The sequence below is a fragment of the Arthrobacter sp. APC 3897 genome, assembly GCF_030407495.1.
Classification (GTDB): Bacteria; Actinomycetota; Actinomycetes; order Actinomycetales; family Micrococcaceae; genus Arthrobacter_B.
On sequence record NZ_JASDDG010000012.1, the window covers coordinates 61,623 to 85,984 of the forward strand.

Genomic DNA, 24,362 nt, shown 5'->3' on the forward strand with positions numbered 1-24,362 from the left:
CTTGAACCTCAGCCAACCAGTTCTGCTGCCCGAGGGATACCGCCGCGCCCATGACCCCTTTTCTCTGGATCCCGCAGATAGTCCTGGCCCTCATGTTCGTGGGAATCGGAGGGCTGCGCCTGACCCGCCCCGCACCCTCCCTGAGGAGACTGCCTTGGACTGACGGTTATTCTCCCGGAACAATCCGAACCTTGGGCGCGGTGGAACTTATTGCCGGTATTTGTATCCTGGCCCCGGGAATACTGGGGTGGCCGTCCCTCGTGACAGCCGCAGCTGCAGCCTGTTTGGCCGCGCTGATGTCCCTGGCAGTCCTCTTGCACGTGCGGCAGGGCCAGCAGCAGGCCGCGGTGCTTCCGGCTATCCTGCTGGTGATGGCCGGAATTGTGTTGTGGGGCCGGCTGGATCAAATGATGTGACGAACTGACCAACCGATGTAGGTGGAATGGCATGCCGGACCTGGCTCAGGCCGTAGCGGAACTGTACGCGCTGATGCCCGACACGTTCACCGCTGCCAGAAACAATCTGGCCGCACAGGCCACAAAGTCCGGAGACAAGGAGCTGGGCAGGGCGGTGCGGGCCTTGCCCAAGCCCTCTGCCGGAGCGTGGCTGGTGAACATGTTGGCCCTGCACCGGCCTGAGCTCATCTCTGAAGTTTTGGAGCTTGGGGCTGTGCTGCGCGAAGCCCAGGACGACATGGACCAGCAGCAGCTGCGGCGGCTCAGCGGAGAGCGTCAGCGCCTGCTGCGTTCTGCCGCCCGGGATGCGCGCAGCCTCGCGGAAGAACTGGGCCGACCCGTCAGTGCGGCGGTAGGTGCCGAAGTGGAACAAACGTTGTGGGCAGCCATGACCGACGCCGATGCTGCCGCCGCTGCAGCCAGCGGCCAGCTGGTACACGGGCTGGAAGCCAATGGCTGGGACCCCGTGAACGTCGAGGGGTCCGTAGCCGATCCGGCATCGGTCCGGCCGCTCTCTGCCAGCGGCGGCCGGCAGCGCAAATCTGCGTCCAAGTCCGATACTGGGTCCGGTACGGGGTCCAGCCCAGGGTCCAGCTCCGGCGGAACACCGGTCGCCAAGAAGAAATCTGCAGGTAGCGCCGCGGCTGCACGAGCACTCCGAGCGGCCAAAACCTCCTTGGATGATGCCCGGCGGGAGGCTGGGAAAGCCGAAGAATCGCTGCGGGCTGCACAGGAAGAAGTCGATGCTGTCGCCGCCCGCCGCGATGAGCTGACTGATGAAATTGACGATCTACGGGACAGGATCCGCGAACTGGAACACGAAGTGGCAGCAACCGACCGGCGCGCCGGCACACTGGAACGGGCCCGTGACGGTGCCCGCCGAACAGCCCGAGCGGCACGCCGAGCAGTTGAGAAAGCACAAACCAAACTTGACGATCTGGGCTGACAGATAGCGGGCTGGAAGGGCGCCAGACTAGAAGAGTTACAGCTAGAAGGGTGGCGGGTCGTCGCCGTCGTCAGGGAGCTCGTCGGCAGGGATCCAGCCCGACATCGGGATAAGTGCGGGCTTCGCGGCGTCTTTGTCCGGTTCCCGGCATGGTCCGGTGTCCCCTTTCGTGGTTGATCGCGTGGCTGGTCGCGTGGTCGTTCCGGCGGCGGCCAGGGTGAGGTGCGGATCGGTCCGGTAGGTCCGCCCGCCGGGCGACGTCCACTCAATAATCCCCGGGACACTCTGATTAGCTTTCCAGAAACCCCGGGACTTGAACATGTGATGCCGCCGGCACAGATACTCCAAATTGTCGTGGTCGGTGGCCCCGCCGCGGGACCACGGTGTGGTGTGGTCAATCCCGGAGATCACGGCATTGGTCCGGCATCCCGGGAACCGGCACGTCCCGTCCCGGGCCCGGAGCCAGCGCTGCAGCCCGGGAGGAACTTTCCGCCGCCGTCCGACCCGCAGAACCTCATGGGTGTCCGGGTGCCGTTCCACCGGCGTCCAGCGGGCTGCCTCCCGGGCCAGCCGGCGGGCGGTTTCCGGACTGATCGGCCCGTACCCGTGCAGCTCCGCAGGCTGCTCATCAGCCCCGAACAGGGTTTCAGCGGTGATCAGCACCAGAATCTCAGCCCGCGCCCGCGCCCGGGCCTTGGTCTTCCTGCCCGCAGCTTTGCCGCCGGCACGGCTGCCTTCGCCTCCGTTGTTCTCAGTACCGCTGTCTTCGTCTCCGTTGTTCTCAGTACCGCTGTCTCCGTTACCGCTGGCATCCTCATCCCTGTCGCCGTCGAGCAGGTCAGCCAGAATGTCAGCCCGCAACTGATCCACACCCCGCGGGTCCCCGGCCGACTGCTCACCCCGCGCCGCAGTACTCAACTGCGTGAAAATCAGCTGGGCGCGGGCTGCCGGCAACAACGCCGAAAGCCAGGACATGCCGTCCTCATCCGGCGCCAAACACACCCGGCGCGCCTCGAAAGCGGTCCTGTGCCGGACCGGAATGGTCTCCGGATAGGTTTTCTCCCGCAACCGCCTGGCCTTCACCCGGAACTGCGGACAAGTCTGCCCCGCCGCTGCCAGCTCCAGCAGATCCGCCTCAAAACCGGCCAGCTCCGCCGCCGGAACATTCAGGGACTGGTCCAACACGGTCTGGACCTGCCCGTACCCCAGCATCCCCTCCTCCAACCGGCCCAGGGTGGCGGTGTGGGTGGTGCACAGCCGTCCGGCGTCACTCATCAACATTTTCGCGGTGTTCGTGGGCAGGTGCAGGATGGCTGCGGCTTCTTCCGCTGCCAGACTGAAGGTCAGGGCCGGGTCTTCCCGGCCCACTTCCTGAAGCAGGTCGTCGCGGAAGAGGGTTTCCATCCGGTGCAGGACTTTAGCCTGCTGGGCCTGCGCCCACCGGGCCAGGGAATCCAACCGGGACAACACCGCCCCGGCCTCATCCTGGGTTAGGAACTGAACACCCTGCACCGCCAGCGAACCCGTGAACCCGTCACGCCCCGGGGCAACATCAGCAGCGGCTTCAAAGACCGACCGGCTGGCCACAACGCCCGGCCCGGCACCGGCTAAATCGCCAGTGCCGCTGCTTCGGAAAGATCCGTCCTGATCCATGTCCTTAGGCTTTCACCCGGCACCGACACTTCCGTCCCGAAAACGGCTCTCGACGTCCCAAAACGGGCACTTTTGACACTCTCAAAATACCCGACTTTTACACCCGAACTACCTGCACCTAGAGCCGGTTTACCTGCCCGCTCCAATCCTTTCCACACCCTGCGGGCTGAAGCACGACCGTTCAGGGCCCGGAAATACGTCCAACAAATTCGCCCTAATTATTGGCCCGCTGCGGTGGTACGTTCGGAATCCGACAGGCATCACCCCTTCTTTGGAGGAACCATGACTGATCACGTAGCCCCCGTCAGCGACTGCTCCGTTCACAGCTGCGACTACAACCACGACGGCTGCACCGCTTATGCCATTACCGTGGGCGGAACTCCCGACCACGCCAGCTGCTCCACCTTCATCGACACCACGGCAACCGGCGGCCTGCCCAAGGTTCTGGCCTCCGTCGGCGCGTGTCTGCGCAGCGAATGCCGACACAATGACCACCTCATGTGCACGGCCCATGACGTTAAAGTCGGCCCGGGAGCCGAGGCGGCGGATTGCTTGACGTATCAGTCCCGCTGACGAGCCGGCGGCGGGCCTCCAGCGGACCCGGCCGAGCTCCGGCCGGGCAGGCGGGCCCCTGATTCGCGCCGAACCCTCTGCAGGGTGCTTAAATCCCTGAGCGCTGCACTCAATGTGACCCAAGCCTCACAAACCCTGTAGCGTTGGTGGGCATCAACCTGCCCTAAAGGAGAATAATGCCCGGCTTGGACACTGCTTTGACACCTCTGCGTTTCCTCGAACGCGCAGCCCAGGTACACCCGGGGAAGACGGCCGTCATCGACGGTGACCGGACCCTGACCTACCGGGAACTCGCGGCGGCTGTCACCCGCACCGCACACGCTCTTCGCGCCTCCGGTCTGGAAAAGGGCGGCCGGGCGGCATTCCTTGGCACCAACTCAGCTGAGCTGCTGATCGCACACTACGCCGTACCTCTGGCCGGCGGCGTCATCGTGCCGCTTAACACCCGGTTGTCCCCGCCCGAGGTGGCGTACATCTGCAACCATTCCGGAGCCACCCTGCTCTTCGGCGACCCGGACCTGCTGCGCGGACTAGGATCGCCGGAGCTCGAAACGGTCAACGAAGCCTTTTCCTTTCCGCTCCAGGACGGAACCTTCGACACAGTGGAGGGAACGACGTCGTACTCCGATTTCCTGTCCCGCGGAACCGACACTCCGCTTCCCTGGGAAGTCGACGACGAGAACAGTGTCATCAGCCTGAACTACACCTCCGGCACCACCGGCCGGCCCAAGGGCGTGAAGTACACGCACCGCGGGGCCTACCTCAACTCCCTCGGCGAAGTGCACCACCAGGGCTTCGGCGCAGAAACCACTTACTTGTGGACGCTGCCTATGTTCCACTGCAACGGCTGGTGCACCACCTGGGCACTGACCGCCGCGTCCGGCACCCATGTGTGCCTGCGGGCCGTACGCGGCCCGGAGATTTGGCGGCTGATCGACACCCACGGCATCGACCACCTCGCAGGTGCTCCGACTGTCCTGAGCGCCATTGCCACCGCGGAGGAAGCCCACGCGCTGGAACACCCGTTGACCATCGTCACCGCCGGTGCTCCCCCAAGCCCCACCGTCATCAACAAGATCCACCAGCTGCAGGCTACCGTTGTGCACGTCTACGGGCTCACCGAGTCATACGGTCCGTACTCGGTGTGCGAGCCGCAGGCCGCGTGGGCGGACCTGGACGCGGACGCGCTGGCCAAGAATATGGCCCGCCAGGGCGTGGGCATGCTGACGTCTGAACGCCTGCGTGTGGTCCGCGATCTGCCGGACGACGACGGCGGGCTGGCTGATGTGGCGGCCGACGGCGTCGAAATGGGCGAGATAGTGATGCGCGGCAACTCGGTGATGAGCGGTTACTACCGCGATGACGAGGGGACGGCAACAGCTTTCCACGGCGGCTGGTTCCACACCGGAGACCTGGGCGTGATGCACCCGGACGGCTACGTCCAGCTGCTGGACCGTTCCAAGGACGTGGTGGTGTCCGGCGGTGAGAACATTTCCACCATCGAGGTGGAACAGGCACTGGCCAGCCATCCGGCAGTCGCCGACGTCGCCGTGATCGGCGTTCCCGATGAACGCTGGGGTGAGCGGCCCAAGGCTTTCGTGGTGCTGGCTCCGGGCCAGGACGTGACCGAGGCGGACCTGCTGAAGCACGTCAAATCACAGATTGCTTCCTACAAAGCTCCGGGCAGCGTGGAGTTCATTATCGATCTGCCCAAGACATCCACCGGCAAAATCCGCAAGAATGAACTGCGGTCCCCGGAGTGGGAAGGCCGCGAAGCGCGCATTAACTAGGAACCGGGACTCAATCCCGCAACAGGCGAGGAGAACACATGGCGGCCGTCGTGCTGGGCTGGAATCCGGCAACTGCGTTTGGTGCGGGACCCGGCCGCTCTGACTATGCGATGGCCGCCGCGACGGTGGATAAAACGGGCTTGTTTGGAATCCGCTGGCGGGTGGGACGCAGCCAGCAGATGGACCGCGGCACCGATGTGTGGTTGTTCGCCCAGGGCCGGCACGGCCGCGGACTGCTGGGACACGCGGTGGTGGCCTCAGCACCCCAGCCGGGCCCGGCACTGCCGGCCAGGCTGGGACTGCTCGCCGGAATCGTTTTTGACCTGCTGCTGCCGCCGGGTGACGCCCTCCCGGCCGAGTTGCTGCAGGAGAATGTTCCGGACCTGAACTGGAACGCCGTGCGCAGCACGGGAACCCTTGTTCCGTCCGCCGCAGAGGGCCAGCTGCGTGCCGTCTGGACGTCATATCTGAGGTCCCGCCCGGTTCCCGCGGATTGGCTGGGAGCGGTTGACCCCAGCATTCCGCTGCCGGGAAGCCTTCCCCAGAACATCCTGCGCGAAGTGGCAGTGAACCGCTGCGAGCACGACCCCGACGCGGTGCGGCGGTGCGTCGCCTTCCACGGAACATCGTGTGCTGCCTGCGGCCTGTCGATGGAGCAGATGTACGGACCGGCGGGAGCATCCTTCATCCAGGTGCACCACATCGTGCCGCCGTCAGCCATCAGTCCGGATTATGTGCTCGATCCGGTGTCAGATCTGGTGCCTCTGTGTCCCAACTGCCACGCCGTTGCCCACCGGGGGTCCCCCGACCCGTACACACCCGCAGAACTGCGGCAGATGCTGGCCGCGAAAAGGGGCACACAGCCTGTCCGCAATTCCATTCCCGGTACGGTCCCCACACCTGAACAGCTGGCTGCCCAGGATGACGCTGCCCGGCTCAGGGACACGTCACCGCAGCCCAAGGACACCCAGTAGAATCGGTAGCCCCATGAGCATTCCCGCCAGCACCTCCAAATCAGTCCGCGTAGACGCCTGGCTGTGGGCCATCAGGGCCTTCAAGACCAGATCCGCAGCCACCGCTGCCTGCCGTGCCGGCCATGTGCGGCTGAACGGCAACCCGGCAAAGGCCGCTCAGCCGGTCCAGCCCGGAGACACCATCAGGGTCCGCCAGCCGGGCTATGAACGGATCCTCGAAGTCCGCCAGCTCATTGCCAAGCGGGTGGGCGCAGAGGCCGCTTCACACTGCTTCACCGACCACACCCCTCCCCGTCCGGTGGGACCAGCACTGGGTGTTCCGCTGCGGGACCGCGGCGCCGGGCGTCCCACCAAGAAAGACCGCCGGGAGATCGACCGGCTGCGCGGCGGCCGCTGAACCGGGAAGCACCGCCTGCTGGAATTAACCGGCACCTGACCGGGCTCAGGCCGGGCTCAGGCCGGACGCCGCTGCAATTCATCGTCCACAAAGCGCGGAGCTGCAGCAATGATTCCGGCTACGGCCATGACGGCGGCTGAGGCAATAAGGATGAGCAGCGGAACTGTCCAGCTGCCTGTGGCCTCGTGCAGGGAACCGATGGCAAAGGGACCTGCCGCGGCCAGCAGATAGCCCACCGGCTGGCAGAACCCCGACAGTTCCGCCGTCACCCGGGGATCCCGTGAACGGGCCGTGATCAGGGCCAGGGCCGTGGGGAACGCAAATCCGCCGATGCCAAGCAGGAGCGCCCACAGCCAGGGCAGCGTTGCGGGGGCCAGCAACAAACCCAGGTACCCGGCCATCACAGCTGCCGCCAGGCCGGCGATGTAGAAGTGCAGCCCCGGAGCCCGTGCCACCAGCGCCGGCATGATCAGGCCCCCGGCTATGCCCAGGGATGCGAGGATGGCAGCCATCAGCCCGGCTTGAGCCTGTTCCAGCCCTGCATCCCGATATATCTGGGCCACCCAGCCAAACTGGACGTAGGCATGCATGGACTGCACACCGAAATACACGCACAGCGCCACTGCGGTCCGGGAAGACGTGATCCTCAGCCGGTCCGTTGGCCTTGACGTGCCTTCCAGATGCACCGCTGTTCTGCGGTTGCGCACGGAGACCAGGATCCACGGAACAAACGCCGCCAGCGCTGCCAGGCCCCACACCCCGAGACTGAGCTGCCAGCCCCCGGAAGCCGAGGCGGTGAGCGGCGCCGCCACCAGCAGGGGAAGCGTAGCTCCCACCGCAAGGGTTGTGCCGTAGACCGAATTCAACAGGGCTGTCCGGGTCCCGCCGTGGCTCTTGATAAAGGCCGGCACCAGGATGTTGCCCATCGCCATGCCGGCGAAGGCCAGCACTGTCAGAGCCATGAACAGCACGGGCGAAACCGCTGCAGATCGAAGCAGCAGTCCGGCGGCGACCATTCCCAGTCCAAGGGTGATGGTCCACGCCGCCCCGGCCCTGCGGGAGACGGCCACGGCAAGGGCCCCCACCACCGCGAAGGTAAGTCCCGGCAACGCGGTCAGGATACCGGCCTGGACCGATCCCATGCCGAGACCCGACTGGATCTCGGCTAGGACCGGCCCAACCGACGTTGCACCGGGCCGCAGGTTTACTGCCACCAGGATGACTGCGACGGCGGCCAGCCACAGGGGCAGCGGCGCGGTGCCTTCGCGTTGAAGTGCAGACCGGCTGCCGAATTGGCTCATCTGAGCGTTTCTAGCATGTCTGCCGGAAACCAGCACGCCGGCTGTGTGACGCGGATGCTCCTACACATGGGCGGGGACTGCCGGCCGGCTGTCCCCGGTTTCCACAAACCGGTGGTGCCAGGACAGGGACTCGTCCAGCAGGTGCGGTGTGTGCTTGCCGAAGCTTTCGCGGCTGGCCCGGTCGAAGTAGTCCTGCAGCAGGGGCTGGAAGTCCGGGTGCGCGCACTTTTCGATGATCGTGCGGGCACGCTGCTTGGGCGACAGCCCCCGGAGATCCGCCAGTCCACGCTCGGTCACGATCAGCATGGTGTCATGCTCCGTGTGGTCCACATGGCTGACCATGGGCACAATGCCGGAAATTTTGCCGCCCTTGGCCGTGCTCGGAGAGAGGAACGCGGAGAGGAAACCGTTGCGGGCAAAATCCCCGGAGCCGCCGATGCCGTTCATCATGGCCGTTCCCGCCACGTGCGTGGAGTTCACGTTGCCGTAGATGTCCGCCTCGATCATGCCGTTCATGGCAATGCATCCGAGCCGGCGGATGAGTTCGGGGTGGTTGGAAATCTCCTGCGTGCGCAGGATGATGCGCTTGCGGTAGAACTCGATGTTCGAGTTGAACTCTTCGATTCCCGCCGGGCTCAGCGAGAAGGAGGTTGCCGAGGCCACGCGGATTACGCCGTCGCGGATCAGTTCCAGCATCCCGTCCTGGATCACTTCGGTGTACGCGGTGAGCCCGGTGTACCCCGAGGTGGCCAGCCCGCCCAGGACGGCATTGGCGATGTTGCCGACGCCGGACTGCAGCGGCAGGAGCTTGTCGGTCAGCCGGCCGGCCTTGATTTCGTCCCCGAAGAAGTCGATCAGGTGACCGGCGATCTGGGTGGACGTTTCATCCGGTGCGGCGAAGGGTGTCATCCGGTCCGGAGCGTCGGTTTCAACCACGGCGATGACTTTGTCCGGATCCAGCCGCAGGTAGGGCTCACCGATCCGGTCGTCGGGGTTGACCAGCATGATGGGCTTGCGGTGCGGCGGCAGTGCCGTGCCGTAGTAAACGTCATGCATCCCGTCCATGGCCGCGGCCTGCTGGACATTGACTTCCAGGATGATCTTGTCAGCCTGCTCGATCCAGGTCTTGTTGTTGCCGACTGACGACGAAGGAATCAGGGAGCCGTCTTCGTTGATGCCCACCACTTCGATCACCGCCAGGTCGATGTGGCCGTAGAAGCCAAACCAGGTGTACTGGGCCACGTGCCCGAGGTGGATGTCGATGTACTCGAGTTCGCCGTCGTTGATCCGCTTCCGCAGGGTGGGATCGGACTGGTACGGCAGGCGCAGTTCCATGCCGCCTGCCTTCGCGAGCACGCCGTCGAGCTCGGGAGCGGTAGAGGCACCGGTGAGTACTTTGATCTGGAAATCTTTGCCGCGGGCGTGGGCTTCTTCCATGTGGACGGCAAGCGCCTGGGGCACGGCTTTGGGATAACCGGCGCCGGTAAACCCGCTCATCGCCACGGTCATCCCCGGCTTGATGAGCGCCGCGGCCTGCTCTGCGGACATTCTGCGCTCAAGCAGTCCTTCATGATGAATGCGGTCGTGCATGGTGGCCTTTCTTAGATGGGACCAACCAACACTATCGGTTGTGAGGCGTGCGTCATATTTACGGGTTGGTTGCGCCACACCTGCCGCCTCCCTCATGCCATTGGCGGCAGGGGACGACGACGGCGGGGGTCCCGCTTAGCCGGCCTGCCTCGCCTACCTCGTTTGGCCCTCGTGCTGCTGGATCTGTTCCAGAACGGTTTCCAGCTCCGCGCTCAGCGCGGCCAGGGAATGGGCGCTGGTTTCGACGGACAGGGCAGTCACCAGCTCGGTCTGGCGGTGGCGCAGCTCGTCGAGCGAAGGCAGTGATCCATTGGTTTCCATGGACTCATCCTTACAAACCGCGCAGTTAGACTTCCCTGAAGAGACGAATACTGTTTGGCGGACATTCAGGAGGAACCATGAGTACATCCACGCCCGAAATACTGAAGGACTGGCGCCGGTTCCGCAGTGCGCGGGATGCCGAGTTGGCGCAGGAGCACGGCTGGCTGACCCTGACCTCCCTGCAGTGGCTGCCGGTAGAGCCTGCGGCGGTGGAGCACCTTCCCGGTCTTTGGTCTGCTGACGGCACATCGGCAACCCTGTCCGCAGCTGCCGATGACGGCCTGACCCTGGCCGAAACCGGCGCCCCGGCGGAGGGTACCGTCACCGCGTCCCTGGCGGACGAGGAGTCGCTTCTGTGGGTGTATTTCGGCGGTTCCGACGGCCGGCGGATAGCCGTGGAGCTGGCTAGGCGCGGGGGCCGCTATGCCATCCGGACCCGCGACGCGGGCTCGTCCGTGTTTACCGGTTTCGACGGCGTGCCCACTTTCGATTACCGTCCCGATCTGGTTATCCAGGGACGCTTTGAGGCCTATCCCGAGCCGGTGGAAGTTCCGATCCGCACGACGCATCCCGCCGTCGACGGCGTGCACCTCACCGTGGGCGAACTCGTGCTGCAGCTGCCCGGCGAGGATCATGAGTACCGGCTGCAGGTCAGCGCTGAGGGAACCGGCCGGCTGGCCCTCACCTTCCACGATGCCACCAACAACCACAGCACTGCCGGATGGCGCAAAGTCGTCTTCGATTCGCCGGCGCAGGGAACCTCTGCCGTCACTGTGGATTTCAACCGGACGGTGAACTATCCCAGCGCCTTTACGGCTTTCGGCACCTGCCCCATGCCGGTGGCCGGCAACATCATCGGCATACCGGTGGAGGCCGGCGAAAAATCCCCGGAACGCTGACCCAGAGATACCGCTGACCCAACAGCTCGGAAGGCTCCGCCCATGCCTTGGCCCTGCACATGACCACAGAACCGGTCAGGCCCCTGCCCAACCGGGCACCGATGGGCAGCGGCCTGCAGCAAACCCGGATTGCGGCGGTGCTGGCAGTCAGCTCCGCAGCGGAGCAGCACCTCCCGTGCATCCCGGCAGTTGCGGCCGCTGCGGACACCCTCGTGGAGAACGGAGTCCGCTGCCTGGCGCTTGCCCCGGCCGGGAACACTCTCAGGATTCTTGAGCATCTGGCCGGCAGGCTGCCCGACGGCGTTGATCTGGGGCTCGCTTCACTGCCGGCGCCGGAGGATGTTGTCCGGGCAGCCAACGCCGGCGCACGCTTTGTCATGTCCCCGCATGTGGCTCCGGACGTGGTCCATGCCGCCCGCGGCTGCGGACTGGCCAGTTACCCCGGAGCGATGACCCCCGGCGAGGTCCATCTTGGCTGGCGGACGGGTGCCACTGCCGTCCAGCTTTTCCCTGCCGGCACGCTGGGACCGTCCTACCTCGCAACCCTTCGGCAGGCACTGCCGGACATTCCGTTGATACCCGGAGGAGGAATCTCAGTGGATAACGTGGCCGGCTGGCTGGCCGCGGGGGCAGCCGCCGTCGTCGTGGGACGGTCTCTCCTGGGCGATGCCCTTTTGCCCGGCGGGGATCTGCAGTCCCTCGGCCTACGGGCCCGCCTGGCCTGTGACGCAGCGGGGAACGCGCCCTGCTGAGCGTGCATTGCTGAGATCATGGGAAGAACACACGTCTACAATCTTCACCGGGAATGAGTCCGCATGACACTCAAAGAGCAGCTCCAGTCCGATATGAAAACCCATATGAAAGCCGGTGACCGCACGGCCCTTATGACGGTCCGCAACGTCCTCGGCGAAATCGAGACCCGGGAAAAGTCCGGTAAGACGCCGGTGGATTTGGACGATGCGCAGGTGATTGCACTGCTGCAGAAGGAAGCCGCCAAGCGCCGCGACACCGCCGGCATCTACCTGGAGGCCGGGGAAACCGAACGCGCAGCGGCTGAAATCGCTGAAGCCGGGATCATCGAGGCCTATCTTCCGGCCCCGCTGACCGCCGCTGATGTTGAAGCCATTGTGGACGAAACCGTGGCCGAGCTGACGGCGGACGGCACGGAACTGACCATGCGCCAGATGGGTGCCGTCATGAAGCCGGTCACGGCAAAGGTTGCCGGCCGCTTCGACGGCAAGGCTGTCAGCGAGATTGTCCGCAGCCGCCTCGCCTAAACCCTGACGCCGCGGCCGTCGTTTCCATCGGCGGCCGCGACAAACGCAGTGGCCGTATTGGGAGCAATCTCCGTCATCCCGGCATCCACAATCAGCGGTCCGGCTCCCGGCGCCTTCGCGAGCGCCTCAAACTCGGCGCCCGCGGCAAGCCGGACGCCGGCCCGGCCGGCGCCGTCGTCATACCAGGCAGTGCGTTCCTCCGCGGACAGCGCCAGGTACCAGGCCATCAGGGCATGCGCCGCCTGGGCGCCTGCCTTGCCGGTGGACATTTCCAGGTCCGCGTTCACAATGATGAGCGGCGTTCCCGGGCTGCAGGCTACCGGATCACCGTCCGGCAGGTGCGTGCCCGAAACCTGCAGCGCACGCAGCTTCTTGGGCATCTCCTCATAGCTCACCGGTTCAAAGGCCACAGCCTTCGCCCGGCCGACGGCTACGGTTCCGGACGGTGCGGAAGCCGCCATCTTCTCGAACACCTTTGGTCCCGCGCGGCGGACCGACTTGGTGAACCGCCCGTATACCCAGTTGTCCCAGGCGTCATCCTCCGTCCGCCGGGCATAAGCGCTCACGCTCGCCACGGCTGCTGCGGCAACTGCATCGAGGTGGGCCGCGGGCTCTTCCTTATCCACGAGCAGAACGATTGGCTGGACGGTGTCGCTGGGTTGCATGCCTCTAGTTTTTCACGCGGCGGGTCAGGTTTTTTTACGGTCCGACGTCCGGTGCACAAACCTGAGGGTGACGATTTCGAACGGGCGGAGCAGCAGCGCTGCCGGTTGCCCTGCTCCGGGAGGCGTTAGAGGCTGACGGCGGCCGTCATCTCGTTGACGAAGGCTTCGGTTTCAGCGGCGTTCCGAAATCCGTAGGACACCTCGCGCACAGCTTCCTCGCGGGATGCAGGAACGCTGTAATATTTGAGGGCTTCGAAGCTGCCCGGCTCCGTTACCGGCTCCACCAGCGAACGGTGCGCCAGATGGGTGAACTGGCGCATCGTCGGATCAATCCGCCACTGCGCCGTCTCAATCCAGAAGTGGTCCCCCATGCCTGAGCTTCCGCTGGCCACACGGATATCTTCAATGCCCGCGCCTGCCATCAGCCAGGCCAGGGTGAACGATGCCGGGGCGCCCAATCCGGAGCCGTAGGGGATGTGGGCCTCAGCCACGGCCGCTGTTTGCTCGGCAAGTCGGGTGGCTTCCTGGTGGCTGAGTGTTCGCATGTCTCCATAATCCCAGCCGGAGGCGGACAGAACCTATTTGGCCCTCCGTCCGGGCTCATGAAAGAGCTTTCCCCCTGCCGGACCTGCGGGAGCTGTCAGCCCTGCCGCCGTCGCGCGCGGCGGTTGTACCGTTGAATTATGAGCGACCGAGACACTCCCCGGCAGCAGAATCCGCAACCGGCCAGCCCCCTTTCTGCGACTCCCTCCGGGCAGAAAGCCGAAGCTCTCTGGCGTGCCATGGAGCAGGAACACGGCCTGTACTCCATCTCCGAAGCCGCTCAGCGGCTGGGGTTCGGTGCCGGCCCCAACCTTCGGGCCGGGCAGCTGACGGGCAGGGGCCGGGTCCTGGCCGTGCAGCGCGGCGGAACGTTCCTGTATCCGGGTTTCCAGTTCGACGAACCCGCCGGCCGCACTGTCCCTGCGGTCAAGGACGTTGTCCGCAGGGGGCGCTGGGCCGGGTGGAAAGATGAGCAGATTGCCCTGTGGTTTTATAGCCCCAACACTTCCCTGCAGGGAAGGCGCCCGGTTGATGTCCGGGATGATGAGGAAAAACTGATCACCACCGCCGAAAAGGACATGGGCGGCGCACCCGGCGCGAGCTCACCGTCCGGTTCTTAGCCCGGCCAGCGGCCGGTCTCAAACAGTTCCGCCAGCGCGGCCGCGGCCGGCGCCGGATCCAGTCCCCGCGACGCGAGCCAGCCGTCGTCGCCGTAGGAAGCGGCGTAACGGTCCCCGGAATCGCACATCAGGGACACAATGCTGCCTGCCCGGCCTTCGGCTTCCATCTGCGCCCCCAGCTGCCACACGCCCCAGAGGTTGGTTCCGGTGGAAGGCCCGGCATGGAGGCCTGCGGACTGGTACAGGTGCCGCGCGGCCGCCACCGAGGCGGCGTCGGGGACCTGGATCATGTGGTCGATGACGGCGGGCACGAAGCTGGGTTCCAGCCGGGGCCTGCCGATGCCTTCGATCCGGGAGGGACCGCCGACGGCGGGAGCCCCCGGATTGCGCCAGGCCGGGAAGAACGCCGAGTTTTCCGGGTCCACGACGGCCAGCCGGGTGGCGTGGCGGTGGTAGCGGATATAACGGCCGATCGTTGCGCTGGTGCCGCCGGTTCCGGCGCCCACCACAATCCACTCCGGCACCGGATAGTCCTCGAGTTTCAGCTGGCCAAACATGGACTCGGCAATGTTGTTGTTGCCGCGCCAGTCGGTGGCACGTTCCGCATACGTGAACTGGTCCATGTAGTGGCCGCCGGTACTGCGGGCAATCTCTTCAGCCGCCGAGTACACCTCTGACGGATCGTCCACGAAGTGGCAGCGGCCGTTGTACTGCTCGATCAGCGCGATCTTCTCCGCGCTGGTGCTGCGCGGCATGACAGCCACAAACGGCAGGTCCAGCAGCTGGGCGAAGTAGGCCTCCGACACGGCGGTGGACCCGCTGGACGCTTCCACGATGGTCATGCCGCGGGTTATCCAGCCGTTGACCAGGCCAAAGAGGAAGAGCGACCTCGCGAGCCGGTGCTTGAGGCTGCCGGTACGGTGGGTGGACTCGTCCTTGAGGTACACCTTCACCGACCAGCCCGAGGGAACGGGGATTTCAAACAGGTGGGTGTCGGCCGAGCGGTTGCTGTCGGCTTCGATGCGCCGGATGGCGTCTACGGACCAGCGGCGGCTCTGGGTTGGGGGAATAATCACCCGATTCAGCCTACAGCCGGGCACTGCAGGTGAACGAGCTTGTCCGGGTTACGCATTGCAAACACCCCGTTGATCCGCCCGCCGCCAAGACTCACTTGGAACACCGTGGTGATGACGCCGTCTTCACGGAAGGCCACCGCAGGCAATCCGTTCAGTTCCACGAACCCAGGAACCGCGCCGGCCGCGTATTTCGAGGCCAGCCCAAGCATCAGCCGGGCCACCTTCTCCGGCCCGAACACGGGCCGCACCGCGGCGCTGGCCTTGCCGCCTCCGTCGGAGTGCAGCACCACACTGGGTGCGAGCACGTCCAGAAGTGACTGGAGCCGGCCGGTGAGGGTAGCTTCAAGGAACCTTTCGACGGCGGCCCTGTGCTCAGCGGGATCCGGAGTGGACCGGGGCACCCCGGCCCCTACGCGGCCCCGGGCACGGTGCACCAGCTGGCGCACCGCCGGCTGTCCTGACTCCAGTGCCCCGGCGATTTCCGGATAGCCGAAGCCAAACACGTCGTGCAGGATGAACGCAGCCCGTTCCGGGCCGCTCAGGGTCTGCAGGACCACCAGCATGGCCGTTGAGACTTCAGCTGACGTCAGTGCGGCGGCTTCGGGATCTGTCCCGGCCACTGGTTCACCGCCGGTGGGGAGCGGCTCCGGAAGCCACTCCCCGGGATAGTCTTCGCGCCGCCGGGCCGCGGAACGGACGGCGTTCAGTGCCAGCCTGGCGGCAATCCGCGCCAGGTAGGCCCGCGGGTTGGCCACCGCCCTGTCTACCGCACGCCACCGCAGATAGGTTTCCTGGACGATGTCCTCGGCTTCAGCCACTACTCCGGTCACGTCGTAGGCGATGGTGAAAACCATGCCGCGATGGGCCAGGAAAGCGGCGTCACGGTTCAACTCAGGGCCGGTGCCTCCCCCTGAGCCGCCGCCGCTGTCCTCATGCGCGGACCTTTGGGCCATGTGTATGCTCCGCTCCGTTTAGCCTCGCCGCGGATCCACCGCAGCGTCATCCGGCAGATAATTTCCTTCTGGGCAGCCGCCAGCCTGCCGTGCAGGTGGAAGCGGACCGGGGTGTCATCCGCACGGACAAACTGGACCATCCCGTCGCTGCGGCCAAGGCTAACGCACTGGCCGCCGAATCCGCTGTTGTGCCGGACAGGGGGCAGCCCGTCCAATCCGCGAAGGATGTTGGCTGCCGCTTCAGCGCCCATCGGCATTGCTGACGCACAGCTCATCCGCAGATACGCGTAGTCCGGGCCGGCAATCACTGCGGCGTCTCCCGCACCGTAAATCCGCGGTTGCCCGCGCCCCTGAAGGTTCGGCTCCACCAGCAGACGGCCGGCATGGTCGGTGGGCAGTCCGCTGACCCGGGCGAGGTCCGGAACGCTGAAGCCCGTGCACCACAGCACAAGATCGGCGTCCGCTGCCGCACGCGGATTGCCCGACGGCGAAACCGGTGTTCCGGTTCGCTGTTCCACGCCGGCACGGCGAAGGCTGCGGGCCAAGCCTCGGCGGGCCCCGGCGGAGACCCGGGGCGCCGGGACATCTGCAGCGTGCAGGCTGACACGCAGCCCGGGGTGCCGGTATGCGGTTTCTGCTGCGGTTTCGATGGCGGTCAAGCCGCCGCCCACCACCGCAACCCGGCTTCCCGGAGCCAACGCCGCCAGGGCACCGCGGGCTTGTTCTGCACCTGCCCGCGTGCTGATAGCGAGGGCTCCGTCCGGGACTTTCGTCTGTCCGGAGCCCACCGCGTACACGAGATGGTCGTAATCCGCCGTGCTTCCGCCCGCCAGCTGCACAGTCCGCGCCGCGGCATCGATCCCGACGGCTGCGTCTGTTAGCCGGAAGACACCGGGATGCAGGAGCGATTCAAAGGCCACCGTGGGATCCTTACGTGTCCCGGCCGTGTATTCGTGGAGCCGGATCCGTTCCACGAAGCGTTCCTCCGGGCTGATCAAGACAACATTGAGCTCCGGGCGCTTCGATGCGGCAAGCCGGTTAGCTGCCATCACGCCGGCGTATCCTCCGCCCAGGACTACTGCAGTGGTTTCCATGTCCTTCTCCTCTTGTGCTTCTCCGGCTAACTGCCGGCTCACACATGGGACACCGGCCAAGGCGGATTTGTGACAGGAAGGGAAAGAGGGCGTCTTCTCAGCAGGCCGCGGCGACGGTCTTATTTGCCCTGCAGCACGCCGGCCAGCCGGTGCAGCTCGGCGGACGTATCAAGTACCGACCTTTCCGCGCTGGCCAGCAGGCCCAGGATATTCTTCGTCCGGGCGTCATTGGAGGCATGGTTGGTGCCCGGCAGCAGCCGGGCCTGGATCCGCACGTAGTTTGTGTCCAGGATCCGGCGCAGCCCTTCACGCATCAGCTGCCCCGGGCCGCCAAAAACCATGGCGAAATCCTCTTCCAGCGCTTGGAGGTCAGAGGTGTTGCGGGTTTGTTCTGCATTGAGCAGCAGCCCGATCGAAGTGCCGGAGGTGCCGGTGCCCAGCGAGACCAGCAGTACGCCGTCGTCGTCATCGCCGCCGTTGTCCCGGGGAAGCGAAAGGCCCAAGGTGTAGGCCACCAGGGCCGGATCATCGGCGGCCAGCCCGCCGTCCACCAGCTCGCGTGTCTGCCCGCCTGGGTCGGTGTAGGTCACGGCAGGAAAAAACCTCGGCAGGGATCCCGTAGCCCGGGCCGCGAGCGCCATGGGTGCATCACCGAGCCGGGACTGGTCCAGTCCCCCGCCGGCGAAGTGCAGTGCCTGCGTGCTGGAAAGATCGCAGGTAGTCACGGCCACGGGGACGGTGGCCTCGGACAGTTTCGCATCACCGAGGACTTCTTCGAGGAAGCGCTGCAGGGGCCGGGCCGGATACATTGATGCGCCGGGCGGGAGCGCAGACAAATCCTGCGCGGAGTGGCCCCGCGGAAAGATTGATTTGGCGTTGGAAAAGTTCAGGTTCCGCAATTCCTTCGCACTGTACGGCACACCGCCGCCGCGGGGGCAGGTCAGGGCAAGGGCAATCATGCCGCCCACTGACGTTCCGACAATGAGATCGAAAAGGTCCGCGGTCCGTCGGCCGGCCCGCTTCTCCAGGTGGGCGAGCCAAATGATCGGAATGATTCCGCGGACCCCGCCGCCGTCGATGGAGAGGATGCGCAGCATGGCGGCTCCTATGAGTGCGGTGTGGTGCCAACGTCCGATTAACCCTGCCCGTACGGCTGACGGGGGTCAAGGTCCGGGACGGAGATCGGTCAGCTGCGGGTGCCGGTTCCCGGCCCGGGCCGGGCAGGCAGGAGCCGGGCCAGGGCCAGCAAGATGGCCGTGCCGGCAGCGGCGCCACACAGGATCATCACGACGCCGACTGCGGCGAGTCCCGAGTCGTCCGCCCTGGCACTGAACGCAAATCCGCCGGCGAGACCCAGAGCAGCCGCGGGGACAAGGGCCGCGGCCGGGAGAAAGCGTCTCGCGGTAAGCACCAGTCCCCCGGCCGACAGGACTAATCCCGCCACCTGCCACCACTCGTACGGTCCGCTGAGATTCCCGGTCTCGGGATCAACGTCGTAGGCGGTGTCCCAGCCCAGCCATGCGAACCAGAGCGCACCGGCGGCCGCGAGCACCGCAACGGCCCCGGGCCACGGTCTGCCGGTCGCCCTGGTCTTCGCTGCGACGGGGGTGGAAGTCATGGCCCCATCCTGCCATGACGTTCTTCCTAGCCCGGTGTGCCGTCCCTGTGGCAGGGTGTCGGCATGGGCGAAATGATCGAAACAGGCACAGGGGCCTCCGCTGTTCACTCCTACGTTTCCCGGCCGGAGGGAGACATCAAGGGCGGGGTGGTTGTCATCCACGAAGCGTGGGGACTGGTTGGCCAGATCCGCAGCGTGGCGGATCGGTTTGCCGCCCAGGGATATCTTGCGGTGGCACCGGATCTGCTGGGTGAAAACGGCATCACAGATGACGTTGCCACGGAATTGGGAGAGCAGCTCTTCAACCCGGACCCGGAGCAGCGCCACGCAGCCCAGCCAAAGCTGAGGGCCCTCATGTCCCCGTTCCGCAGCCCGGACTTTTCGGCCGCCGCGTCGGCACGCGTTCAGTCCTGTTTCGACTATCTGGCGTCCTCGCCCGGCGTGAGCGGAAGAATCGGTGTCGTTGGCTTCTGCATGGGCGGCACCTTTGCGCTCTCCCTCGCCGTCCGGGAGCCGAGGCTGAAGGCCTGCGTGTCCTTCTACGGACGTGCAGATTATTCAGTTGCGGAGCTGGCAGCCATCAGGTGTCCGGTCCTGGCGTTTTACGGCGATCAGGACACCGACCTTGTGGAAACTCTTCCCGATCTGGAAGCCGCCATGACCGAGGCGGGCGTCGACTTCACAGCGGATGTCTATCCCGGCACCGGTCACGCCTTCTTCAACGACGCCAACCGCTTTGCTTATGGCAAGGATGCCGCAGACGACGCGTGGGCCCGCACGCTTGAGTTCCTCGCCCAGTCGCTGAGCCGGGACGGGCACGCCTGACGTCAGCGCCAATAATTATTGGCGGCCGCAACGGTGGCAAATTCAATGGCCACCACATGACCGGCGGCGATGAGGCCCTCCGGGTTGTTCGTGTAGGCGTCGCGGACGATTTGCTGCACGTGGTCATCGGGCTGGATGGCGAAGGACGTCTGCATTGCCAGACCGAGGGCGAGCCGCCGCCCCTCTTCGGGGCTGGCACAGATAAGGGTGTTGTTGGGAACGAGTTCCATGGGATGTGTCCTGTCGAGTTAGACAGTGGCCTGCCCCGCACCACTGGTGCTTTCGGGTTATATGCCGCTACCAGACCCATTGTCCGCAGTCGGCACCGGGACGGACAAGGGCAGCGTACTCATGCAGGGGCGTCTCTGCCCAAGTAGAAGAATCAGCAGCGTTAACGACGACGGCGCCGCCCGAACCGTGGAAGCGGTCCGGCGCGTCGCCGTCGTGCGTTGTATTTGGTGCTCCCCCCGCTAAAGGGGGAACTTGCCTTAGAGCTTGGAAGCAACCAGACCGGTCAGGTCGACCAGGCGGTTGGAGTAGCCCCACTCATTGTCGTACCAGGCAACAACCTTGACTTCGTTGCCCATCACACGGGTCAGGCCGGAGTCAAAGATGCTCGATGCCGGGTCGCCCACGATGTCAGAGGAAACAATCGGGTCCTCGGTGTAGGTGAGGATGCCTTCCCAGCGCGGATCCTGTGCAGCCTTGGCGTAGGCGGCGTTGATCTCCTCGACCGTGGCTTCCTTTTCCAGCGTGACCGTCAGGTCGGTGACAGAACCGGTGGGAACGGGAACGCGGATGGCGAAGCCGTCAAGCTTGCCCTTCAGCTCCGGCAGAACCAGGCCGATGGCCTTTGCGGCACCGGTGGAGGTGGGCACCATGTTCAGGGCTGCGGCGCGGGCACGGCGCAGGTCCTTGTGCGGGCCGTCCTGCAGGTTCTGGTCTGCGGTGTAGGCATGCACAGTGGTCATCAGGCCCTTTTCGATGCCGAAGGCGTCGTTGAGGACCTTGGCCAGCGGGCCCAGGCAGTTGGTGGTGCAGGAGGCGTTGGAAATGACGTCGTGCTTCTCCGCGTCGTAGTCAGCGTCGTTGACGCCCATGACCACGGTGAAGGCGTCGCCCTTGGCCGGTGCGGACACCAGGACCTTCTTGGCGCCGGCGGTGATGTGCTTTCGAGCGTCATCGGCATCGGTGAAGAAGCCGGTGGACTCGATGACGATGTCAACGCCCAGCTCGCCCCACGGCAGGTTGGCCGGATCGCGCTCGGCCAGGACCTTGATGGTGTGACCGCCCACCACCAGGTTGCCTTCCTCAACGGAGACCTTTTCGCTCAGGCGTCCGGCAACGGAGTCATACTTCAGCAGGTGTGCCAGCTGGGCGGGATCGCCGAGGTCGTTAACTGCCACAACCTCAAAGCCTTCACCGTGCTCCAGTGCTGCGCGCAGGAAATTGCGTCCGATTCGACCAAAACCGTTAATTCCGACACGTACCGTCATGGGGGCCTCCTCAGGCTCGTCAGGATTATATTTAGACACTAAATTTATTACCTTCTACAATTATGCTGTTATTACCGCCACACGTCAAAAGGCATTCCATGGACCCCTCCGCCAACACCCCCCAGCTTCTGCGCCGCACCAACCTCCGGGCAGTGCTGGAAGTGCTGCGGTCCGCCTCGTCAGTTACGGGCACCGACCTGATCGAAGCCACCGGCCTGACGCGCGCCACTGTTATCGCGGTATGTGATGACCTGATTGCGAGGGGCTGGGCACGGGAAGCTCATTCGCCGCGTGCGGAAGGACAAAAGGGGCGGCCTGCACGGCGTTTCGAGTTCAACGAAACCGCCGGCTATGTCCTGGGCCTCGACGTCGGTATCGCCACGGTCCGGATCCTGGTGGCCGATCTCGCAGGAACCGTTGTGGGCGGAGCCGAAGCCCGGTTCCCCCGGCACGGCGGGCGGCCGGATGACCGCCGGCGCATCCTGACGGATGCAGTGGACAAGGCGCTTGACGACGCCGGCATCACGTCGGCCGAGGTGTTCTGCGTCGGCACTGGCATTGCCGCACAGGTGACCGGCGACGGCTCCGTTGTTCCCGGCCAGCCAACGGCACCCATGTTCGATCTTGGTCTGCAGCGGGAATTCGGCGAGGTCCGGGGCTGGCCGATGCTGGTCGAAAATGATGCCAAGCTGGCGGCGCTTGCCGAGCGGTGGCGCGGAGTGGGTGCCGGGGAGAAGAACCTCGCCGTGATTCTTGCCGGCGAGCGCCTGGGCAGCGGGATTATCGACGACGGCAGGCTGCTTCACGGAGCCCGCGGCGGAACCGGGGCAATGGGAGGCCTGGAGCTTGTGGAGGGCGTAGGTAACGAGGACGGAATCGCCAAATTGGCCCGCCTTTGGGGCAGCGCTGCCCTGAAGGCGGGGCATGACGGGCGGATCCGGGACCTCGTGGGACCAAAAACCAACCGCGCGTCGGCACGCTACGTTTTCGAGGCTGCGGCCGACGGCGATCCGGTGGCACAGGAAATCCTGGACCGAATCGCACGGCGGATGGCGAGGGTCATGGCACTGATCTCGTCTTTCTTTGATCCCCGCCTGGTCGTCATCGGCGGCGCCGTGGCGGCATCAGCTGAGGCACTGCTGCCTGCCATGACCCGGGAACTTGCCGGCTACGTTGCAGACCCGCCCCGGCTGGCTGTCTCAAACATGGGCAAACTGCTGGTGCCCACCGGCGCACTGCGTCTCGCTCTGGACTATGTGGAGGAGCATCTGCTGGAACTCGTGCCCCAGCTCCGCCGTCCCAGGTGAAGTACCGGCGACACCAGCCGATTCAACGACCAGACCCACCCGACCCGCTACTCCCCCAGGTCCTGAAGGATTTCCAGCCCCCGCAGCGCCCACGCGATTTCCTTATCCGCGTTGGCCACCTGACCCTCATAAGCGAATACCTTGAACCGGACAATCCGATCCCATTCCTGTTCCGGATAGCCGTTGAGGCGTCGGGCCAGAGTGGGCTGGGTCCGTTCCTGAAGCTCCTCGATCACCCTGAGCGCCTGCAGGCGTTGTTCTTCGTGGTGGGCGATGTGCGCCCGCAGTTGTCGTGCAGCAGCTCCAGGGGACGCCCACTCGAAGTATGCCGCCTTTAGGCGTGCCGGATCCCGGTCGCGAACATATTGAAAAGGCTGGTCCTGCCACTCCCGCAAGGCGTTTTCACCGGCGGAGGTCAGTGCATATTGCGTTTTGGTTGCACCGCGGGACCCCCAGGGCACCGGCTTGGCTGACAGCAAACCTTCCCCGTGCAGCTTGCGCATTTCAGGGTAGATCTGCGAGTCGGGCGCGTGCCAGACGTGGCCCACAGAGGCGCTGAACTGTTTGCCGACGTCGTACCCGGTCATGGGACCGGAGGACAGCAGTGCCAGCAGCGCCATTCGTAAACTCAACCCTCAACCTCCCTTTCTGAAGCGTTGGCCTCCCCTCGAGCCTAGCCTCGTTCACGCGCAGCCGCAGTTGCTGCTCGAGGCAGGGGGCGGCACCCCGGCGTACGCCCCCACCCAGACCTCCTTCTTGCACCTCGGACATCAGCTCGCTACGCTGTGAGGAATCTCACTCAATAACTATGTTTATAGGTATTTGCATAGGTATTAATCAACCGCCCGGACAGACTGCACAAAGGACACCGCCATGACAGTCCACGCCACCAAAACCACCACGACTGCGAAGCTGCTCTCCCACCCGCTCAACGCTTGGTACGTTGCCGCGTGGGACCATGAAGTCACGTCCAAGGGCATCTTGGCCCGCACGGTCGCCGGCAGGCCGCTGGCCATCTACGCACCGAGGATGGCCGCCCGGTAGCCCTCGCCGACGCCTGCTGGCACCGGTTGGCACCCTTGTCGCAGGGAAAGTTGATTGGCCGGGACGAGATTCAATGCCCCTATCACGGCCTCCGCTACAACTCTGCAGGCCGGTGCACTTCCATGCCCGCCCAAGAAACACTGAACCCCTCTGCTACCGTGCCCTCGTTCCCCGTTACCGAGCGCTACCGCTATCTGTGGGTCTGGCTGGGAGACCCCACCATGGCCGATCCATCGTTGATTCCGGACATGCACCAGCTGGCGAGCACCGAATGGGCCGGGGACGGGGAGACGATCCACGCCCCGTGCAATTACCAGCTCGTACTGGACAACCTCATGGATCTCACCCATGAGGAGTTTGTCCACAGCTCCTCGATCGGGCAGGAGGAACTCAGCGAGTCCGAGTTCGAAGTCACCCACGATGAAAACTCCGTCACCGTCAGCCGGTGGATGCACAACATTGATGCTCCCCCGTTCTGGCTCAAGAACATGCGGGACAAGTTCCCGGGCTTCGAGGGCAAGGTGGACCGCTGGCAAATCATCCATTACTACTTCCCGTCCACCATCTGCATCGACGTCGGCGTTGCAGAGGCGGGTACGGGCGCCCCGGAGGGTGACCGCTCGCGCGGCGTCAACGGGTATGTCATGAACACGATCACCCCGGAGACGGACCGCTCCTGCCACTATTTTTGGGCTTTTATGCGCAATTACCGTCTCGACAGCCAGCTCATCACTACCCAGCTGCGCAACGGCGTCCACGGTGTCTTCGGCGAAGACGAGGCCATGCTGCAGGCACAGCAGGCAGCCATCGATGCCAACCCGGACTACGAGTTTTACAGCCTCAACATCGATGCCGGGGGGATGTGGGTCCGCCGGATGCTGGAGCGGGCCCTGGAGGCAGAAGGTCGACTGACCACCGCCGTACCCCTTTCCGCACGCGCTTAAA

26 protein-coding genes and 1 pseudogene are annotated in these 24,362 nt (G+C 65.2%); 13 read left to right on the forward strand and 14 right to left on the reverse strand.

Annotation, left to right across the window (positions count from 1 at the left end):
• Positions 1–50 precede the first annotated feature (50 nt).
• Positions 51–416, forward strand: a complete 366-nt coding sequence (locus QMA10_RS07695; RefSeq protein WP_290167259.1) for a DoxX family protein — start codon at positions 51–53, stop codon at positions 414–416.
• 31 nt (positions 417–447) lie between these two features.
• On the forward strand, positions 448–1,401 hold the full coding sequence (locus QMA10_RS07700; RefSeq protein ID WP_290167260.1) for a hypothetical protein: 954 nt from the start codon (positions 448–450) through the stop codon (positions 1,399–1,401).
• Between the two features lie 42 nt (positions 1,402–1,443).
• Here the strand turns inward: QMA10_RS07700 and QMA10_RS07705 are convergent, their stop codons facing one another.
• Positions 1,444–3,054: an HNH endonuclease signature motif containing protein gene (locus QMA10_RS07705; protein WP_290167261.1), complete on the reverse strand. Its 1,611-nt coding sequence runs from the start codon at positions 3,052–3,054 to the stop codon at positions 1,444–1,446.
• Positions 3,055–3,336: 282 nt separating this feature from the next.
• On the opposite strand from QMA10_RS07705, the gene QMA10_RS07710 reads away from it, so the two are divergent.
• The 4 genes from QMA10_RS07710 to QMA10_RS07725 all read left to right on the forward strand — a co-directional run bounded on the left by QMA10_RS07710 (position 3,337) and on the right by QMA10_RS07725 (position 6,788).
• On the forward strand, positions 3,337–3,627 hold the full coding sequence (locus QMA10_RS07710) for a DUF1540 domain-containing protein (protein ID WP_290167263.1): 291 nt from the start codon (positions 3,337–3,339) through the stop codon (positions 3,625–3,627).
• A gap of 176 nt (positions 3,628–3,803) precedes the next feature.
• Positions 3,804–5,417: an AMP-binding protein gene (locus tag QMA10_RS07715; RefSeq protein ID WP_290167265.1), complete on the forward strand. Its 1,614-nt coding sequence runs from the start codon at positions 3,804–3,806 to the stop codon at positions 5,415–5,417.
• Positions 5,418–5,455: 38 nt separating this feature from the next.
• Positions 5,456–6,391: an HNH endonuclease gene (locus QMA10_RS07720; RefSeq protein ID WP_290167266.1), complete on the forward strand. Its 936-nt coding sequence runs from the start codon at positions 5,456–5,458 to the stop codon at positions 6,389–6,391.
• Positions 6,392–6,404: 13 nt separating this feature from the next.
• Entirely contained in the window at positions 6,405–6,788 is a 384-nt protein-coding gene (locus QMA10_RS07725) for an RNA-binding S4 domain-containing protein (RefSeq protein WP_290167267.1), read from the forward strand.
• Between the two features lie 56 nt (positions 6,789–6,844).
• Here QMA10_RS07725 and QMA10_RS07730 read toward each other — a convergent pair whose 3' ends face one another.
• The 3 genes from QMA10_RS07730 to QMA10_RS07740 form a co-directional block, all read right to left on the reverse strand.
• Positions 6,845–8,089, reverse strand: coding sequence for an MFS transporter (locus QMA10_RS07730; protein ID WP_290167268.1), 1,245 nt, complete (start codon positions 8,087–8,089; stop codon positions 6,845–6,847).
• A gap of 60 nt (positions 8,090–8,149) precedes the next feature.
• Positions 8,150–9,679 carry an acetyl-CoA hydrolase/transferase family protein gene (locus tag QMA10_RS07735; RefSeq protein WP_290167269.1) on the reverse strand — a complete coding sequence of 510 codons (1,530 nt, stop codon included), beginning with the start codon at positions 9,677–9,679 and terminating at the stop codon, positions 8,150–8,152.
• A 153-nt stretch (positions 9,680–9,832) separates the two neighbouring features.
• A complete protein-coding gene (locus tag QMA10_RS07740; protein ID WP_290167271.1) occupies positions 9,833–10,000 on the reverse strand; it encodes a hypothetical protein in 168 nt (55 codons plus the stop codon).
• 77 nt (positions 10,001–10,077) lie between these two features.
• Here QMA10_RS07740 and QMA10_RS07745 point away from each other — a divergent pair, with 77 nt between their 5' ends.
• From QMA10_RS07745 to QMA10_RS07755, 3 genes are all read left to right on the forward strand, one after another.
• On the forward strand, positions 10,078–10,899 hold the full coding sequence (locus QMA10_RS07745) for a DUF1684 domain-containing protein (RefSeq protein ID WP_290167273.1): 822 nt from the start codon (positions 10,078–10,080) through the stop codon (positions 10,897–10,899).
• Positions 10,900–10,958: 59 nt separating this feature from the next.
• Complete coding sequence (locus QMA10_RS07750; RefSeq protein ID WP_290167275.1) at positions 10,959–11,651, forward strand: bifunctional 4-hydroxy-2-oxoglutarate aldolase/2-dehydro-3-deoxy-phosphogluconate aldolase; 693 nt, start codon at positions 10,959–10,961, stop codon at positions 11,649–11,651.
• A gap of 63 nt (positions 11,652–11,714) precedes the next feature.
• Complete coding sequence (locus QMA10_RS07755) at positions 11,715–12,176, forward strand: GatB/YqeY domain-containing protein (protein ID WP_290167276.1); 462 nt, start codon at positions 11,715–11,717, stop codon at positions 12,174–12,176.
• Here QMA10_RS07755 and QMA10_RS07760 read toward each other — a convergent pair.
• On the reverse strand, positions 12,173–12,841 hold the full coding sequence (locus tag QMA10_RS07760) for a peptidyl-tRNA hydrolase (protein WP_290167277.1): 669 nt from the start codon (positions 12,839–12,841) through the stop codon (positions 12,173–12,175). The two genes, QMA10_RS07755 and QMA10_RS07760, sit on opposite strands and share 4 nt — an antisense overlap.
• Positions 12,842–12,966: 125 nt before the next feature.
• Entirely contained in the window at positions 12,967–13,386 is a 420-nt protein-coding gene (locus QMA10_RS07765) for a hypothetical protein (RefSeq protein ID WP_290167279.1), read from the reverse strand.
• Between the two features lie 138 nt (positions 13,387–13,524).
• On the opposite strand from QMA10_RS07765, the gene QMA10_RS07770 reads away from it, so the two are divergent.
• Positions 13,525–14,004 (forward strand): hypothetical protein, encoded by a 480-nt coding sequence (locus tag QMA10_RS07770; protein ID WP_290167281.1) that lies wholly within the window; start codon positions 13,525–13,527, stop codon positions 14,002–14,004.
• Here the strand turns inward: QMA10_RS07770 and QMA10_RS07775 are convergent.
• The 5 genes from QMA10_RS07775 to QMA10_RS07795 all read right to left on the reverse strand — a co-directional run bounded on the left by QMA10_RS07775 (position 14,001) and on the right by QMA10_RS07795 (position 18,745).
• Positions 14,001–15,089, reverse strand: coding sequence for a PLP-dependent cysteine synthase family protein (locus QMA10_RS07775; protein ID WP_290167326.1), 1,089 nt, complete (start codon positions 15,087–15,089; stop codon positions 14,001–14,003). The two genes, QMA10_RS07770 and QMA10_RS07775, sit on opposite strands and share 4 nt — an antisense overlap.
• On the reverse strand, positions 15,086–16,033 hold the full coding sequence (sigJ, locus tag QMA10_RS07780) for an RNA polymerase sigma factor SigJ (protein WP_290167283.1): 948 nt from the start codon (positions 16,031–16,033) through the stop codon (positions 15,086–15,088). Before sigJ ends, QMA10_RS07775 begins: the two co-directional genes overlap by 4 nt.
• Positions 15,967–17,127: an FAD-dependent oxidoreductase gene (locus tag QMA10_RS07785; RefSeq protein ID WP_290167284.1), complete on the reverse strand. Its 1,161-nt coding sequence runs from the start codon at positions 17,125–17,127 to the stop codon at positions 15,967–15,969. Before QMA10_RS07785 ends, sigJ begins: the two co-directional genes overlap by 67 nt.
• A 119-nt stretch (positions 17,128–17,246) precedes the next feature.
• Entirely contained in the window at positions 17,247–18,224 is a 978-nt protein-coding gene (locus QMA10_RS07790) for a patatin-like phospholipase family protein (protein WP_290167285.1), read from the reverse strand.
• Between the two features lie 89 nt (positions 18,225–18,313).
• Complete coding sequence (locus QMA10_RS07795; RefSeq protein WP_290167287.1) at positions 18,314–18,745, reverse strand: hypothetical protein; 432 nt, start codon at positions 18,743–18,745, stop codon at positions 18,314–18,316.
• Positions 18,746–18,808: 63 nt separating this feature from the next.
• Between QMA10_RS07795 and QMA10_RS07800 the strand changes: the two genes are divergently transcribed.
• The gene (locus QMA10_RS07800) at positions 18,809–19,570 is read left to right on the forward strand and encodes a dienelactone hydrolase family protein (RefSeq protein ID WP_290167289.1); all 762 of its coding nucleotides are present in this window, start codon (positions 18,809–18,811) and stop codon (positions 19,568–19,570) included.
• Between the two features lie 2 nt (positions 19,571–19,572).
• Here the strand turns inward: QMA10_RS07800 and QMA10_RS07805 are convergent, their stop codons facing one another.
• Positions 19,573–19,800: a hexameric tyrosine-coordinated heme protein gene (locus tag QMA10_RS07805; RefSeq protein WP_290167291.1), complete on the reverse strand. Its 228-nt coding sequence runs from the start codon at positions 19,798–19,800 to the stop codon at positions 19,573–19,575.
• Between the two features lie 258 nt (positions 19,801–20,058).
• Entirely contained in the window at positions 20,059–21,066 is a 1,008-nt protein-coding gene (gene gap, locus QMA10_RS07810) for a type I glyceraldehyde-3-phosphate dehydrogenase (protein WP_290167293.1), read from the reverse strand.
• Positions 21,067–21,164: 98 nt separating this feature from the next.
• On the opposite strand from gap, the gene QMA10_RS07815 reads away from it, so the two are divergent.
• Complete coding sequence (locus QMA10_RS07815; RefSeq protein WP_290167294.1) at positions 21,165–22,373, forward strand: ROK family protein; 1,209 nt, start codon at positions 21,165–21,167, stop codon at positions 22,371–22,373.
• A gap of 47 nt (positions 22,374–22,420) precedes the next feature.
• Here QMA10_RS07815 and QMA10_RS07820 read toward each other — a convergent pair whose 3' ends face one another.
• On the reverse strand, positions 22,421–23,005 hold the full coding sequence (locus tag QMA10_RS07820) for a PadR family transcriptional regulator (protein ID WP_290167297.1): 585 nt from the start codon (positions 23,003–23,005) through the stop codon (positions 22,421–22,423).
• A gap of 241 nt (positions 23,006–23,246) precedes the next feature.
• Between QMA10_RS07820 and QMA10_RS07825 the strand changes: the two are divergent.
• Positions 23,247–24,361, forward strand: a pseudogene (locus QMA10_RS07825) (aromatic ring-hydroxylating dioxygenase subunit alpha).
• Position 24,362 lies beyond the last annotated feature (1 nt).